Origin of the sequence: Blastococcus sp. TML/C7B, assembly GCF_016612845.1 — a bacterium.
GTDB lineage: Bacteria > Actinomycetota > Actinomycetes > Mycobacteriales > Geodermatophilaceae > Blastococcus.
Genome location: NZ_JAEOAA010000001.1, coordinates 1,239,085 through 1,253,645 on the forward strand (window position 1 = coordinate 1,239,085; position 14,561 = coordinate 1,253,645).

General features: G+C 75.0%; 16 protein-coding genes and 2 pseudogenes. 11 read left to right on the forward strand and 7 right to left on the reverse strand.

Annotation, left to right across the window (positions count from 1 at the left end; all coding sequences use genetic code 11):
• Positions 1-140 precede the first annotated feature (140 nt).
• Positions 141-1,283: pseudogene (locus tag JKP76_RS20475) on the reverse strand (alpha-glucosidase); the annotation flags it as partial.
• Positions 1,284-1,300: 17 nt separating this feature from the next.
• On the reverse strand, positions 1,301-1,690 hold the full coding sequence (locus JKP76_RS05985; protein ID WP_200489956.1) for a VOC family protein: 390 nt from the start codon (positions 1,688-1,690) through the stop codon (positions 1,301-1,303).
• Positions 1,691-1,826: 136 nt separating this feature from the next.
• Between JKP76_RS05985 and JKP76_RS05990 the strand changes: the two genes are divergently transcribed.
• The 3 genes from JKP76_RS05990 (at position 1,827) to JKP76_RS06000 (ending at position 3,531) form a co-directional block, all read left to right on the forward strand.
• The gene (locus JKP76_RS05990) at positions 1,827-2,219 is read left to right on the forward strand and encodes a VOC family protein (protein ID WP_207147471.1); all 393 of its coding nucleotides are present in this window, start codon (positions 1,827-1,829) and stop codon (positions 2,217-2,219) included.
• Positions 2,220-2,297: 78 nt separating this feature from the next.
• Entirely contained in the window at positions 2,298-2,675 is a 378-nt protein-coding gene (locus JKP76_RS05995) for an FKBP-type peptidyl-prolyl cis-trans isomerase (protein WP_200489958.1), read from the forward strand.
• 157 nt (positions 2,676-2,832) lie between these two features.
• Positions 2,833-3,531: a DsbA family oxidoreductase gene (locus tag JKP76_RS06000; protein WP_200489959.1), complete on the forward strand. Its 699-nt coding sequence runs from the start codon at positions 2,833-2,835 to the stop codon at positions 3,529-3,531.
• A gap of 73 nt (positions 3,532-3,604) precedes the next feature.
• Here the strand turns inward: JKP76_RS06000 and JKP76_RS20480 are convergent, their stop codons facing one another.
• From JKP76_RS20480 to JKP76_RS06010, 3 genes and pseudogenes are all read right to left on the reverse strand, one after another.
• Positions 3,605-3,907, reverse strand: a complete 303-nt coding sequence (locus JKP76_RS20480) for a hypothetical protein (protein WP_242471928.1) — start codon at positions 3,905-3,907, stop codon at positions 3,605-3,607.
• A gap of 118 nt (positions 3,908-4,025) precedes the next feature.
• Positions 4,026-4,505 (reverse strand): annotated as a pseudogene (locus JKP76_RS20485) (NAD(P)H-dependent flavin oxidoreductase); the annotation flags it as partial.
• 127 nt (positions 4,506-4,632) lie between these two features.
• The gene (locus JKP76_RS06010; protein WP_200489960.1) at positions 4,633-4,827 is read right to left on the reverse strand and encodes a hypothetical protein; all 195 of its coding nucleotides are present in this window, start codon (positions 4,825-4,827) and stop codon (positions 4,633-4,635) included.
• A 73-nt stretch (positions 4,828-4,900) separates the two neighbouring features.
• On the opposite strand from JKP76_RS06010, the gene JKP76_RS06015 reads away from it, so the two are divergent.
• From JKP76_RS06015 to JKP76_RS06040, 6 genes are all read left to right on the forward strand, one after another.
• The gene (locus JKP76_RS06015) at positions 4,901-5,230 is read left to right on the forward strand and encodes a helix-turn-helix transcriptional regulator (protein WP_200489961.1); all 330 of its coding nucleotides are present in this window, start codon (positions 4,901-4,903) and stop codon (positions 5,228-5,230) included.
• Complete coding sequence (locus tag JKP76_RS06020) at positions 5,227-5,727, forward strand: SRPBCC family protein (RefSeq protein WP_200489962.1); 501 nt, start codon at positions 5,227-5,229, stop codon at positions 5,725-5,727. Before JKP76_RS06015 ends, JKP76_RS06020 begins: the two co-directional genes overlap by 4 nt.
• 198 nt (positions 5,728-5,925) lie before the next feature.
• A complete protein-coding gene (locus tag JKP76_RS06025) occupies positions 5,926-7,140 on the forward strand; it encodes an MFS transporter (protein WP_200489963.1) in 1,215 nt (404 codons plus the stop codon).
• Positions 7,140-9,065: an acVLRF1 family peptidyl-tRNA hydrolase gene (locus JKP76_RS06030; RefSeq protein ID WP_200489964.1), complete on the forward strand. Its 1,926-nt coding sequence runs from the start codon at positions 7,140-7,142 to the stop codon at positions 9,063-9,065. Before JKP76_RS06025 ends, JKP76_RS06030 begins: the two co-directional genes overlap by 1 nt.
• 224 nt (positions 9,066-9,289) lie before the next feature.
• Complete coding sequence (locus JKP76_RS06035; protein ID WP_200489965.1) at positions 9,290-9,469, forward strand: hypothetical protein; 180 nt, start codon at positions 9,290-9,292, stop codon at positions 9,467-9,469.
• 200 nt (positions 9,470-9,669) lie between these two features.
• On the forward strand, positions 9,670-11,724 hold the full coding sequence (locus tag JKP76_RS06040) for an AAA family ATPase (protein ID WP_200489966.1): 2,055 nt from the start codon (positions 9,670-9,672) through the stop codon (positions 11,722-11,724).
• A 10-nt stretch (positions 11,725-11,734) separates the two neighbouring features.
• Here the strand turns inward: JKP76_RS06040 and JKP76_RS06045 are convergent, their stop codons facing one another.
• Together JKP76_RS06045 and JKP76_RS06050 are read right to left on the reverse strand one after the other, a co-directional pair.
• The gene (locus JKP76_RS06045) at positions 11,735-12,565 is read right to left on the reverse strand and encodes a YhjD/YihY/BrkB family envelope integrity protein (RefSeq protein WP_200489967.1); all 831 of its coding nucleotides are present in this window, start codon (positions 12,563-12,565) and stop codon (positions 11,735-11,737) included.
• A gap of 28 nt (positions 12,566-12,593) precedes the next feature.
• The gene (locus JKP76_RS06050) at positions 12,594-12,767 is read right to left on the reverse strand and encodes a hypothetical protein (RefSeq protein WP_200489968.1); all 174 of its coding nucleotides are present in this window, start codon (positions 12,765-12,767) and stop codon (positions 12,594-12,596) included.
• A gap of 287 nt (positions 12,768-13,054) precedes the next feature.
• Here JKP76_RS06050 and JKP76_RS06055 point away from each other — a divergent pair, with 287 nt between their 5' ends.
• Complete coding sequence (locus JKP76_RS06055; protein ID WP_200489969.1) at positions 13,055-14,113, forward strand: C40 family peptidase; 1,059 nt, start codon at positions 13,055-13,057, stop codon at positions 14,111-14,113.
• A gap of 115 nt (positions 14,114-14,228) precedes the next feature.
• Positions 14,229-14,555 carry a DUF3817 domain-containing protein gene (locus JKP76_RS06060; protein ID WP_200489970.1) on the forward strand — a complete coding sequence of 109 codons (327 nt, stop codon included), beginning with the start codon at positions 14,229-14,231 and terminating at the stop codon, positions 14,553-14,555.
• The last annotated feature ends 6 nt before the right edge of the window (positions 14,556-14,561 follow it).

Below are 14,561 nucleotides of genomic sequence, written 5' to 3' on the forward strand. Positions count from 1 at the left end.
GGGTCGTGCCCCGCGGAGACGGCGTGCACGTGGTGGTTGAGCGACTCGACGTCGGCGAACTCCTCCAGCGAGCGGAACGGGTAGTTCGCCATCCCGAGCTCCTGGCCCTGGTAGACGTACGGCGTCCCGCGGTGCAGGTGCAGCAGCGTGGCCAGGCAGGTGGCCGAGTCGCGGCGGAACTCGGGGGAGTCGTCCCCGAAGCGGGAGACCGCGCGCGGCTGGTCGTGGTTGTCCCAGTAGAGCGAGTTCCACCCCACCTCGGCCAGCCCCGTCTGCCAGCGGCCGAACGAGGCCTTGAGGTCGCGCATCCGCAGCGGGTGGACCTCCCACTTCGAGGTCCCGTGGTCCAGGCCGACGTGCTCGAACTGGAACACCATGTCCACCTCGGCGCGGGCCGGATCGGTGAACAGCCGGGCCTGCTCGACGGTGACGCCGGGCATCTCGCCGACGGTCAGCAACGCCTCCGGGCGCCCCGCGAAGACCTCGCGGTGCATCTCCTGGAGGAACTCGTGGATCCGCGGCCCGCAGATGAACGAGGCGTACCCGCTGCCCAGCGCCGAGCCGGGGATCGGCGGCCCGTCGTGCAGCGAGCCGTCCGGGGCGACGTCCTTGCTGATCATGTTGATGACGTCCATGCGGAAACCGTCGACCCCGCGGTCGAGCCACCACCGCATCATGTCGTAGACCGCGTGCCTGACCTCGGGGTTCTCCCAGTTGAGGTCGGGCTGGCGGCGGTCGAACAGGTGCAGGTAGTACTCGCCGCTGGCCTCGTCGAGGGTCCATGTCGGCCCGGAGAAGAACGACTGCCAGTTCGTCGGCTCCGCCCCCGGGTCACCCGCCGCGAATCCCGGCCGCGGCGGCCGCCACCAGTACCAGTCCCGCTTCGGTGACGTCCTCGATGCCCTGCTCTCTTCGAACCACGGGTGCGCGTCGCTGGTGTGGTTGACCACCAGGTCCATCACCAGCTTCATCCCGCGCGCGTGCAGGGCGGCGATCAGCTCGTCCAGCTGCGCCAGGCTGCCGAAGAGCGGGTCGATGTCGCGGTAGTCGCTGATGTCGTAGCCGTTGTCGGCCTGCGGCGAGGGGTAGACCGGCGAGAGCCACAGGACGTCGACGCCGAGGTCGGTCAGGTGGTCCAGCCGCTGGAGGATGCCGCCCAGGTCGCCGACGCCGTCGCCGTCGGAGTCCATGAACGAGCGCGGGTAGACCTGGTAGACGACGGCGCGGGTCCACCACGGCGCGGGCTCGGCGCCCGTCGGGAAGGGCGAGGGTGCGGAGTCCATGCGACCGTCTGCCCCGATCAGGACGCCGGGAACCCGTGGTGCACGGCCTCGACGTTGTTGCCGTCGGGATCGCGCAGGAAGACGCCGTAGTAGCCCGGGTGGTACTCGGGCCACTCCCGCGGCTCGTGCAGGATCTCCGCGCCCGCCTCCCGTGCTGCCGCATAGACGGCGTCGACGGCCTCGCGCGACGGGGCCGCCAGCGCGAGGTGCACGGGGCGGTTGTCACCCTCCGCCAGCGGCGACGTCCACAGCTGCGGCTGGCCGCCCGGGCCGGCCAGGCCGATCACCGGGCCGTGCGGGGTGTCGAAGCGCATGGCCTCCCGCACGCCGCAGGAGGCGAAGACCTGCTCGTAGAAGGCCGCTGCAGCGGCGGCGTCGGCGCACTGCAGACCCAGGTGGTCGATCATGGCCGGACGGTAGCGGCGGGGCCCGGCATCCGGCCCCCGCCGGCGCCCGCCGATGAGAACCGTCGTCGTCGGTCGTCGTACTGCTGACGGCGCGCGTGGGCGCGCCGCCCCGCGGACCGAGGAGACCCCCGTGCGCATGATCTTCGTGAACCTCCCCGTCGCCGATCTGGCCCGGGCCAAGGCCTTCTACGGTGGGCTCGGCCTCGAGTTCGACGAGCAGTTCAGCGACGAGCGGACGGCGTCGGTCGTCATCAGCGAGCAGATCGTGGTCATGCTGCTCACCCGCGACCGGTTCGCCGACTTCGTGCCGGGAGCGGTCGGCGACCCGGCCGCGGCAACGACGCAGCTCAACGGCCTGTCCGTGGACTCGCGGGAGGAGGCCGACGACATGCTCGCCCGTGCCCTGGCCTCGGGCGGCAAGCCGTTGCAGCCGGCGCAGGACCACGGGTTCATGTACGGCACCAGCTTCACCGACCCGGACGGGCACGTCTGGGAGACCATCTGGATGGATCCTTCTGCCGTGCAGTGACCGCCCGGGCGGGCCGGCGTCCCCGCTGCTTGGATGGTCGCGGCACCGGGACGGCCCCGGCGCCAGCGAGGAGGCATCGTGGCCGAGTTGACCCGTCCGGACGTCGAGCCCCCCACCGGGCCCGCCCCCGACGACCTGGTGATCGAGGACCTCGTCGTCGGTGACGGCCCCGAGGCCAAGGCCGGCGACCTGATCAGCGCCCACTACGTCGGCGTCACCCACGACGGCGGCGAGCAGTTCGACGCCTCCTGGGACCGCGGCGACCCGCTGGAGTTCCGCCTCGGCGTCGGCATGGTCATCCAGGGCTGGGACGAGGGCATGCTCGGAATGAAGGTCGGCGGCCGCCGCCGGCTGACCATCCCGGCGCACAAGGCCTACGGCGAGCGCGGCGCGGGCGGCGTCATCAAGCCCGGCGCCACCCTCGTCTTCGTCGTCGACCTCGTCGGCGTGCGCTGACCCCGCGACCCCCCCCCGGATCACAGCGCGTCCAGGAGACGTTCCCGCCTGGCGCCGAGCGGGTCCGTCGCGCCGGGTGGGACCCCCCCCGGGCCCCACCCGGCGCGCCCTCCGCCCGCGGGAAATAGTTCCGCCGTGCAACGGCGTTGGGTCGGGCATGCGCGTAGAGGTGTGGTCCGACGTCGTCTGCCCGTGGTGCTACGTCGGCAAGCGCCGGCTGGAGACCGCCCTGGAGCGGTTCCCGCACCGTGACCAGGTCGAGGTCGTGTGGCGCTCCTTCCAGCTGGACCCGACGGTCCCCGAGGGCGAGACGCACCCGACGCTGCCCGCGCTGGCCGCCAAGTACGGCGTCCCCGCGGAGCAGATGCGCGAGAACATGCGCGGTCTCGAGGAGCTCGCCGCCGCCGAGGGGCTCGAGTACCACCTGGCCGACGGCATCAGCGGCAACACGCTGCTCGCCCACGAGCTGCTGCACCTGGCCGCCGAGCACGGCAACGAGAAGCGCAACGAGCTCAAGGAGCGCCTGCTGCACGCCTACTTCGAGGAGCAGCGCTCGGTCTTCGACGTCGACTCGCTCGTGCCGCTCGCCGTGGAGGTGGGGCTGGACGAGGCCGAGGTCCGCGAGGCGCTGGCCGACCGCCGCTACCGGCACGCGGTCATCGAGGACAGCGCGACGGCGGTCGAGCTCGGCGCGCGCGGCGTCCCGTTCTTCGTCGTCGACCGGAAGTACGGCGCCGCCGGCGCCCAGCCCGCCGAGCAGCTGCTGCAGATCCTCGAGCGCGCCTGGGCCGACGCCAACCCGTTGATCACCGTCCCCGCCGCCGAGGGCTGCGAGGACGGCACCTGCGCCGTCTGACCGGCGGATGTGCGCATAACGGCCTCTCCGGCGGCGCAAGACCCCGGTTCGTGCACATCCGGCGGCTCGGGCGCTAGCCGAGCAGGCCCGGGACGGCGCGCAGGGCCGTCTCGGCGTCCGCGGTCAGCTCGCGGACGACGTCGGTCGCCGACCGCTCCGCGCGCACCATCCCCACCGCCTCGCCCGCGTAGAGCGGGGCGTGCGCGGGGTCCCCGGTGCGCCGGCCGTCGACGACGAGCTGCCGGGCGGCGTCGTCGGACACCAGCTCGGCCTCCCGCCCGTGCCAGGCGCGGGAGAAGTCGTTGACCAGCGCCCGGCCGGGCCAGCGCTCCGGCCAGGCGATGCCCTCGGCGACGTCGAAGGCGCGGGTCAGCACCGTGCCGTCGCCGTCGGCCTCCCGGATCCGCAGGCGGGCGGGCCGCGCCGTTGAGCCCCTCCGTGCACGACAGCAGCGCCGTCCCGATCCACACCCCGGCCGCGCCGGCGACCAGCATCCCGGCCATCGCGCGGCCCGTCGCGATCCCGCCGGCGGCGAGGACCGGCAGGTCGGTGAGCGCGAGCACCTCCTGCAGCAGCGGCAGGAGCGCGCGCTGCCCGGTGTGCCCACCGGCCTCCGTGCCCTGCGCGACCAGGACGTCGACACCCGCCTCCAGGGCGCGGTGCGCATCGGCGACGGTGTTCACCTGCGCGACGACGGCGATGCCCGCGTCGTGCAGCGGCGCGACGTAGGGCGCCGGGTCGCCGAAGGACATCGACACCAGTGCCGGGCGTGCGGCCAGCGTGGCGTCGAAGAGCTCCGGCCGGTCCGCGAGCGTCCAGATCATCAGCCCGACGCCGAAGGGGCCGCCCTCGGCGGCGCGGGCGCTCTCCGCCGTCACGAACTCGGCGCTGTGCCGGCCGCTGACGCCGACCATGCCGAGCCCGCCGGCCCGGGAGACGGCCGCGGCGAGGGCGCCGCCGGAGACGCCGGCCATCGGCGCACCGACGACCGGCGTCGCGAGGTCGAAGCGGCGGGTCAGCGGGGTCTGGATCACCGGCCCATCGTGCCGCAGCGCAGCGATGGCGCCCCCCGGCACCGGCGCGCGGGGGTGGACCGATCCGTCACACCGCCGGGTCGGCGTACGGGCCGCCGGCCGCCTGCTCCTCCTCGTCGGCGGCGATCTCGTCCTCGCCGGCCACGAGCGGGTCGTCCCCGGCCGAGGCGAGGTCCTCGCCCTGGCCCATCGCGCCGGGATCGGCCTGCAGCGTGCGGGGGTCGTTGAGCGGATCCGGGGTGTCGGGATCGGTGACGGTCATGCCCGGCGCATGCCCCGACGGCGGACGGTGGAACCCCTCCCCTTCGCGTAACCCATGTGTTACGCATGCACCCGTGGACGCCCTCGCCGCGCTGGCCGACCCGGTCCGCCGGGAGCTCGTGCGGCTGCTCGCCCACGGCGAGGTGCCCGCGGGGGAGCTCGCCGAGCGCTTCCCGGTCAGCCGGCCGGCGGTCAGCCGGCACCTGCGCGTGCTGCGGGAGGCCGGCCTGGTCACGGTGCGGGCCGAGGGGAAGCGGCGGCTCTACGCCCTCGACCCGCGGCCGCTGCGCGAGCTCGACGACTGGCTGGCGGCCTACCGCGACCTGTGGGCGCAGCGGCTGGACGCACTGGACACCGAGATCGCCCGCGGTCGGCGGGCACGGAGGGACGGAGGACCGGCATGAGCGCGGACCGGCGACGGGGGACCGTCACCCGCCTGGACGACGGACGGCAGCGGCTGGAGTTCCGCCGCGAGTGGCCCGATCCGATCGAGGACGTGTGGGCCGCGCTCACCGAACCCGACCGGCTGGTGCGCTGGATCGGCACCTTCGAGGGGGAGCGGGCCGTCGGCGCCACCGGCACCTTCACGATGACCCACGAGGCCGAGCCGGCCGGCGAGCCGATGCGGATCCTCGAGTGCGACCCGCCCCGCCGCCTGGTGGTCGAGTGGGTGCAGCAGGACAGCGACGCGTGGCGGGTGGACCTGGACCTCACGCGGGAGGGCGACCGCACCGTGCTGCGCTTCGTGCAGGTCTTCGGCCCCGACGCCGACGTCGTGGACTACGCCATGGGCTGGCACTGGTACCTGGACAAGTTCGGCGCCGAGGTGGAGGGCACGTCCGGGCCGGGGGACTGGGACACCTTCCTCGCCGCGACCGGCCCCGCCTACGGCCGCGCCTGACCCCTCCGGGGAGGCACGCCCCGCGCCGTCCGTGACGCGGTGTGACGTGCGCGATAGCGTGCCGGGGATCCGTCCGCCGACAACGGCGTCGGCGGCCGGATCGACCGCTCCGCGCACCGCCGCGCTCGATCGGTGACCCCGCCGGGGGTCGGTTAGCGTGGAAGAGCCGCAACCGGTTCGACGGAGGCTCTTCCCCACGTGGCGAATCCCTACCTGCAGGTGCTGCGCACGCCGCACGCCCTGCCCATGGTGCTGGCTGCCTTCCTGGGCCGCTTGCCGCTGTCGATGGTGGGGCTGGGCTGCGTGCTGCTGGTGGCTGCCGAGACCGGTTCCTACGGCCTCGGTGGCGCGGTCGCCGCGGTCGGCGCGGTGACGACGGCGGTGTCCGGCCCGTTCATCGGCCGGCTCTCCGACGCCCACGGCCAGCGCCGGGTGCTGCTGCCCGTGGTGACGGTCTTCGTCGCCTCGGGCACGCTGTTCCTGCTCGCCGTCCGGCGGGACTGGCCGCTGCTGCTCGTCTTCGCCTCCGCCGGGCTGGCCGGCGCCTGCCTGCCGCCGGTCTCCTCGATGATCCGGGTGCGCTGGACCCACCTGCTGCGCGGCAGCCACCGGCTGCCGACCGCACTGGCCATGGAGTCCGTCGTCGACGAGATGGTCTTCGTCCTCGGCCCCGTGCTGGTGGCGATCCTGTCGACGACGGGGCACGCGACCTCGGGCCTGGTCACCGCGTTCGTGCTGGCGACCGTGGGCAGCCTGCTGTTCGCGGGGCAGCGGCGCACCGAGCCGCAGCCCACGGCCCACGAGCACCGCAGCAGCTCCTCGGCGATGCGGTCCGACGGCCTCAAGGTGCTGTTCGTCGTCGCCGCCGGGGTGGGGACGGTCCTCGGCACCCTGCAGGTCTGCCTCGTCGCCTTCGCCGACGAGCTGGACGCCGAGCCGATGACCGGCGTCCTCATCGCCGGGCTCGCGGTCGGGTCGATGATCAGCGGCATCGGCTGGGGCACGGTGCACTGGCGGCTGCCGCTGCGCCACCGCCTGGCGGCCGTGCTGGTGCTGCTGACGCTGCTCAGCGCCCCGCTGGTGCTGGTCCGCGACGTGTGGCTGATGCTGCCGTTCGTGGTGCTCGCCGGGATCGCGGTCTCGCCGTCGCTCATCAGCGCCTTCACCCTCGCCGAGCTGCTCGTCCCCCGGGCGTCGGTCACCGAGGCGTTCACCTGGATCGGCACGGCGCTCGCGCTGGGCGTGGCCGTCGGCGCCTCCGTGTCCGGCAAGATCGTCGACGTGTCCGGTGCGAACGCCGCCCTGTCGGTGGCGACGCTCGCGGCGGCGGTGGCCGCCCTCGTCGTCGCACTGGGCCAGCGGGCGCTGCACGTGCCCGCCGAGCACGCCCCCACGCCCGCGCTGGCCCGCTGATGGACGAGCGGTACGAAATCGCCGGTGCGCTGGTGCGCGACCGGACGGTGCGCGCGCCCCTGCACCACGGCACCGACGACGGCGCGGCGATCGAGGTCTTCGTCCGCGAGCTGGTGCACCCGGAGAAGCGGGACGCCGACCTGCCGCTGCTGCTGTTCCTGCAGGGCGGTCCGGGCGGGAAGTCGCCCCGGCCCACCCGCGGCGGCTGGATCGCCCGGGCGCTGCGCGACTTCCGCGTGGTGCTGCTCGACCAGCGCGGCACCGGGCGCAGCACGCGGATCACCGGCGCGACCGTGCAGCGGTTCCCGGACGCGGAGACCGCCGCCGACCACCTGGCGGCCTTCCGGGCCGACGCGATCGTCGCTGACGCCGAACTCGTCCGCGCCACCCTCTACGGCGGGCGCCGGTGGACCACCCTCGGCCAGAGCTACGGCGGGTTCGTCACACTCACCTACCTCTCCACCGCCCCGCAGGCGCTGGACCGCTGCCTGGTCACCGGCGGGTTGCCGGCCCTGCAGCCCGACGCCCGCGCGCTGTACCGCCGGACCTACCCGCGCGTCGCCGCCAAGGTGGCCCGCTTCTACGCCCGCTACCCCGCCGACGTCGCGCGGGCCGGAGCGGTCGCCGACCGGCTCGCCGCCGCTCCGGTCCGGCTGCCGGACGGCGACGTGCTGTCGGTGCGCCGGCTGCAGACCGTCGGCCAGGTGCTGGGCACCCAGGCCGGCGCGGAGGAGCTGCACTGGCTGCTCGAGGAGGCGCTGGACGACGGCGCCCCGGGCGGGCTGTCCGACACCTTCCTCGACCAGGCTCGCCCGCCGGACCGCGTTCTGGGACAACCCGCTCTACGCCGCCCTCCACGAGAGCATCTACGCCGGGCCGGGCGCCACCGGGTGGGCGGCGGAGGCCGAGCGGACGCCGGAGTTCGACGGCGACCGCCGTCCGCTGCCGTTCACCGGCGAGATGATCTACCCCTGGATGTTCGACGAGATCGCCGCGCTGAGGCCCTTCGCGGCCGCCGCGCACGCGCTCGCGGACCGGGCGGACCTCCCGCCCCTCTACGACCCGGCGCGGCTGGCGGCGAACGAGGTCCCGGTCGACGCCGCCGTCTACTTCGACGACATGTACGTCGACGCCGACCTCTCGCTGGAGACGGCGGCGGCCGTGGGCAACGTGCGCACCTGGGTCACCAACGAGTTCGAGCACGACGGGCTGCGCACCGGCGACGTGCTCGACCGGCTGCTCGGCCTGCGCGCGCGGTGACCCGTCCCCGGCCGGCCCCGGGTGGCGGACGGCGGCTGGGCGTCGCCCCCGAGCGGCTGGGCCGGTGGCTCGACGGCGTCGCCGAGCGGCACGGGACCTTCGCCGACGTCGTCGTCGGTGAGCACGGCATGCTCCGGCTCACCTGCGCGGACACCACGTCGGTCGCGCTCCGGGCGCCGTTCGGCTGGACGCCGGGCACGCCGGCGCTGGCGAGCTTCACCGCTGCCGCGCGCGCCGACCGCGTCGCGGCCGTGCTGCTCGTGCGGCGGGGCCGGTGGGCCGTCGGCGTCTTCGACGGCGAGCGCCTGGTGGTCTCCAAGGTCGACGCCCGCCAGGTGCAGGGCCGGACGGCGGCCGGCGGCTGGTCGCAGCAGCGGTTCGCACGCCGCCGCGGGAACCAGACCGACGCCGTCGTGGGCGCGGCCGCGGACACCGCGGCCCGGGTGCTGCTGCCGCACGCCGCCGAGGTGGCCGCGCTGTTCACCGGCGGGGACAGGGGGCTGGTCGACGAGGTGCTCGCCGATCGCCGGCTGGCCGTCCTCGCCGCGCTCCGCCGCGAGCCCGCGCTCGACGTCGGCGAGCCGACCAAGGCCGTCCTGCTGACGACGCCCGGGCTGTTCCGCGCCGTCGAGGTCACGATCGTGGAGCCCGACGACCGCTCCTGAGGGTCCGCATTTCGTGCCGGAATGGTGCGGTAATGGTCGAAGAATGGCGAAACGTGCGCTGTGCCACAGCCGAGAAGTGTCGTGGGCCACTCTCGCCCGCGTGACGTGACCAGCATCGCAGGAGAGCGTGGCATCCATTCGGGAAATCTGCCGTTAACTGGTAAAGGAACGACCAAGCGTGGCCGATGCGAATCACGACCACCGACATCCGTCAGGAGAGAGTCATGGGAACGCACACCGCTTACAAGCCCAGCACGCTCGGCAACATCCCGATGAGCTTCGCGCCGATGCTGTACGCCGACCCGTCGTACTTCCAGGCGGACCGCGCCCCTGGTGCCTCCTACCAGGGTGAGGGCGTGCGCTTCATCGCCAAGCTCGGCCGGATCCTCCGCGCGCACAGCTGAACCATTCTCCCCCGCCCCGGAATGGGGCCGGGAACGCGACGACGCGAGAACTGCTCCGAGGAGCGGGTCTCGCGTCGCTGTCGTTCCCGGGCCATTTCGGCGAGGGTGCGGGCACAACCGGTTCCGGATCGCTCGAACGACGGGCCGCGGGCCGAAAGGCCCTCGACCACCTGTGCCGCGCGGCGTAGCGTCCTCCGACCGTGTCTCCCGTCGCACGTCCCGAGACCCATCCCGCCCCCGACCCCGTCCTCGCCGCCGAGCGCGCCCACCTCGCGCGCGCCGAGGAGTGCCTCGCGCTCATGCGGGAGGCCACCACCGCCGTGACCGACGCCGGCGTCGACGCCTGGGCCTCCGAGCGCCTCGGCGCGGCCCGCGCCGAGCGGCTCCGGCTGCTGGCCGCCGACCCCGGCGTCCCGCCCTTCTTCGGCCGCACGGACGGCCAGGGCCCGGCGCCCGAGACCTTCCACATCGGCCGCCGGCACGTGCGCGACGACGCCGGCGACCCGGTCGTCATCGACTGGCGCGCGCCGATGAGCCGGCCGTTCTACCAGGCGACCCCCGCCGATCCCCAGGGCGTGGCCCGCCGACGCCGGTTCGGCTTCGCCGAGGGCGAGCTCACCGGCTACGAGGACGAGCGCCTCGACACCGGCGACGCCGGCCCCGGCGAGTTCCTCCGCGCGGAGATCGAGCGGCCGCGCAGCGGGCCCATGCGCGACATCGTCGCCACGATCCAGCCCGACCAGGACGACATCGTGCGGGCACCGCTGGCCGAGTCGATCTGCGTGCAGGGCGCCCCGGGCACCGGCAAGACCGCCGTCGGGCTGCACCGCGCGGCCTACCTGCTCTACACGCACGGCGGCCAGCTGGCCCGCACCGGCGTCCTCGTCGTCGGCCCCAACCGGGCCTTCCTCCGCTACATCGAGCAGGTGCTGCCGACCCTCGGCGAGGTGGACGTCGCCCAGTCCACCGTCGCCGACCTCACCGCCCGGGTGCCGGTGCGCGCCGTCGACGGCTCGGCGGCCGGCGTCCTCAAGGGCGACGTGCGCATGGCCGAGGTCCTGCGGCGGGCGCTCTGGGGCGAGATCCGCAAGCCGGTCGACGACGTGCTCGTGCCGCTGGCCGGCCGGCGCTACCGGGTGACCGTCGAGCGGCTCAAGCGCTACGTCGACGACCTGCGCCGCCGGGCGCGCGGCAGCGACGACCAGCAGCTGCTGCACTACGCGGCCGCCCGCGAGCGGCTGGCGATGCTCCTGGCCGGCGACGCCCGCCGGCAGAAGGAGGAGGCCGGCGGCAGCCCGACCGACGCCGAGACCCGGCGGGCCGCCCGCAGCGCCGAGGTGCGGGCCTTCTGCGACGCGGTCTGGCCGGCGCGGGACGCCGCGGGGCTGGTGGCGGCGCTGCTCGGCGACCCCGCGCTGCTCGCCCGCGCCGCGCGCGGCGTCCTCGACGAGGAGGAGCAGGCGCTGCTCGCCTGGCCCGCGCCGCCGCGGTCGGTCCGCACGGCGCCCTGGACGGCGGCCGACGCGGTGCTCGTCGACGAGGCCGCCGGCCTGCTCGAGCGGACGCCGGGCTTCGGCCACGTCGTCGTCGACGAGGCGCAGGACCTGTCCCCGATGCAGTGCCGGGCCGTCGCCCGCCGGCTCGCCGCCGGATCGCTGACCGTGCTCGGTGACCTCGCCCAGGCGACCAGCCCGTGGTCGGCGCCCGACTGGGAGCAGACGCTCAGCGGGCTGGGCCGCCCCGGCACCGTCGTCCGCCCGCTGACCCGCGGCTACCGGGTGCCGGCCGAGGTGCTCGACTACGCCAACCGGCTGCTGCCGGTCATCGCGCCGGGGCTGCCGGCGGCGACCGCCGTCCGCGGGGAGCCCGGCTCGCTGCGCGTGCACCCGGTGACCGACCTCGCCGGCCCGCTGACCGGCGTGGTGGCGGAGCTGGCCGACCAGCCCGGCTCCGTCGGCGTCGTCTGCGCCGACGACGACGTCGCGGACGTCGTCGCGCTGCTCGTCGCCGCCGGTCTGCCCGCCGCCGCGCTCGGCGACGACGGCGAACCCCCTGCCCGGCTCGCGGTCGTGCCGGCGACCCTGGCCAAGGGGCTGGAGTTCGACGCGGTCGTCGTCGCCGACCCCGCGGCCATCGTGGCCGCCGAGCCGCGGGGGCTGCACCGGCTCTACGTCGTCCTCACCCGGGCGGTGAGCACGCTGGTCGTGCTGCACCGCGGGGACCTGCCCGCCGAGCTCGCGGACGTCGCGGGCTGAGCGGAGCCCCTCAGCCCGCGACGACGCCGGAGCGGCGGGCGAGCAGGTCGTCCAGCGAGCCGGTGAGCAGCCAGCCGGAGAGCACGACCAGGTGCAGCAGCCACAGCCAGAACCCGAGCGCGACGACACCGCCGACGACGGTGAGCCCGCCGAACGGGGCGCCGAGGTCCAGGGGCAGCGACAGGAAGAGCACGAACCCCTGGAGGAAACCCGACACGCAGGCCGCGGTGAACAGCGCGCCGCAGACCAGCGCGGGCCAGCGCACCTGCCCGCCACCGACGACCCGGAAGCCCCAGGCCAGCGGCAGGGTGAGGGCACCCAGGCAGGCGTAGAAGCCGACGGCGGTCCGGCCGACCGTCGCCCAGGCGCCGCCGTCGTCGGCGAGGTCGGCCATGGCGCCGGCGGCCAGCAGCAGCGGGTAGAGCAGGAAGGGCGTGACGAGCAGCAGCGGCAGGGCGTACAGCCGGCCGCGCCAGGCGGTCATCCCCTCCTCGCGGCGGCTGAAGCGCAGCAGCGCGCGGCGGAGCCCCTCGCCGTAGAGCGACATGGGCAGCAGTGCGAGCAACCCCTGCAGCGGGCCCAGGCCGACGCCGGCCTCGACCAGCCGCGCGACGGCGTCGGGTGCGCCGAGCTCCGGGGGCAGCAGGTCCGACAGCCGGCCGCCGAGCTCGCGGACGCGCTCGGCGGAGGTGAGCCGGGCGGTGAGCGAGAACGCCAGCACGAGCAGCGGGACGACGGCGATGCCCGCGTAGAAGGTCAGGCCCGCCGCGATCAGCGCCAGGTCGCGGCCCTGGAGCCGCCGTCGCACCCCGCTGAGCAGGGACCGGATCCAGGGGCGCACCGCTAGAGGGTGCCAGGCGGCTCCGCGGTCACCCGACGTCGTCGTTGCTGCCGGTCTCCTCGCAGCTCGCGTCGTGCGGGTTGCTCGCGTCCTGGCTGGTGGAGTCGCAGTTGGTCTCGCCGCGCTGCACGTCGGTGTTGTCGCCGCAGGCGACCAGCGATCCGGCGATGGCGAGGAGGACGAGGGGGCGGCGCAGATCCATGCCCCCGGTAGTGCGCGTCGGCGGGCCGTCCGAAACGGCTCCGGACCGGATCTGCCGCGGCGTGTCGGTCCTCACACGTTCCGCGAGGGTGGACGGGTCCGTCACGCATCCGCGCAGGCCAGCGCCCTGCCGTACCCCCGCCCCTCGGACGGCAAACCACACAGTTGTATTTCGCCCATTGTCACGGCCCGGTAACAGCTTTACGGTCTGTGTGCCCGCCGGGGCGTTCCGTCACCGCCTGGGTGCCAGCCCGCCGGACCACCGATCGATCGGAGAGCCGCCCGCTCATGGCGACCCCTCTGCTTCCCGCCCGCGGACGCACCGCCCGCCGGGCCCTCGTGGCCCTCGCCGGCGCCGCCGGGATCCTGTTCGCGACCGTGCCCGCGTCGGCTGCTCCCGCGAACCCGACGACCGCCGCCGAGGCCGCCGAACTGGTCGCCGCCCGGGGCCACGAGCTCGAGGTGCTCTCCGAGCAGTTCAACGAGGCGCGGGAGAACCTGGCCGCCCAGCAGGCCGCCGCCCAGGCCGCGCAGGCCGAGCTGGAGCGGGCCACCGCCGTCCTGACCGAGGCGCAGCGGAGCGTCCGCGGCGTCGCCCGCAGCGCCTACACCGGCTCGGGGCTCAACTCCTTCCAGGCGCTCATGGTGAGCGGCTCGGCCGACGAGTTCGTCAACCGGATGTCCACGCTGCAGATGGTCGCCGGGCACCAGAACCAGCTGCTCGACGTCGCGGCCGAGGCCAACGCCGCCGCCGCCCGGGCCCAGGCGGAGCTCCAGGCCTCCGCCGCCGAGGCGCAGCGCCAGTACGACGCGGTCTCCGGGCAGAAGACCGAGCTCGAGCGGCAGATCGGCGAGTACCGCGCGATCCACGACCGGCTCGGTGCCGAGGAGCGCCGGGCCGTGCTGGCCGCCGCGCAGGAGGCCCACCGGGCCAGCCGCAGCGAGCGCACCGAGCCGATCGCCGCCGCGTCGGCGCCGGTGGTGGCCGACGGGGCCGCCGCGCAGGTCGCCATCACCACCGCCATGGCACAGCGCGGCAAGCCCTACGTCTGGGCCGCCGGCGGGCCGGGCTCGTTCGACTGCTCCGGCCTCACCCAGTACGCGTTCAGGGCCGCCGGCATCTCCCTGCCGCACTCCAGCCGGCTCCAGGCGCAGATGGGCCAGGCCGTCGCCCGCGCCGACCTGCGCCCCGGCGACCTGGTGTTCTTCTACAGCCCGGTGAGCCACGTGGGCATCTACATCGGCAACGGCCAGATGGTGCACGCGCCCACGTCGGGCGACGTCGTCAAGGTCGCCCCGGTCGACGTCATGGGCGGCTACGCCGGCGCCCGCCGCATCTCGGCCTGATCCACCGGGCACTGCCGCGAGGATCACACCCCGGCCGGGGACGCACCGCCGCGGCCGCCCGTTGAGCCGTCGACCGACGAGCACCGCTCCCGCCGATCCCCGAGGACACCTCCCGATGAACCCCCGCACCGTCGCCACCGCGTTCCGCGTCGTCGCCGTCGCCGAGGCCTTTTCCTGGGTCGGCCTGCTGATCGGGATGTTCGTGAAGTGGGTGCTGGAGACCTCCGAGGTCGGCGTCCAGGTCTTCGGGCCGATCCACGGCGGGATCTTCGTGGCCTACGTGCTGGTCACCCTGGTGGCGGCCCGGGTCCTGCGCTGGTCGCCGGTCACCGCGCTGCTGGCGCTGGCCGCCTCCGTGCCGCCGCTGGTGACGATCTGGTTCGAGCGCTGGGCCACCCGCACCGGCGCGCTGCCGTCCGGGGACGCCGTCCGCACCAGCTGACCTGCA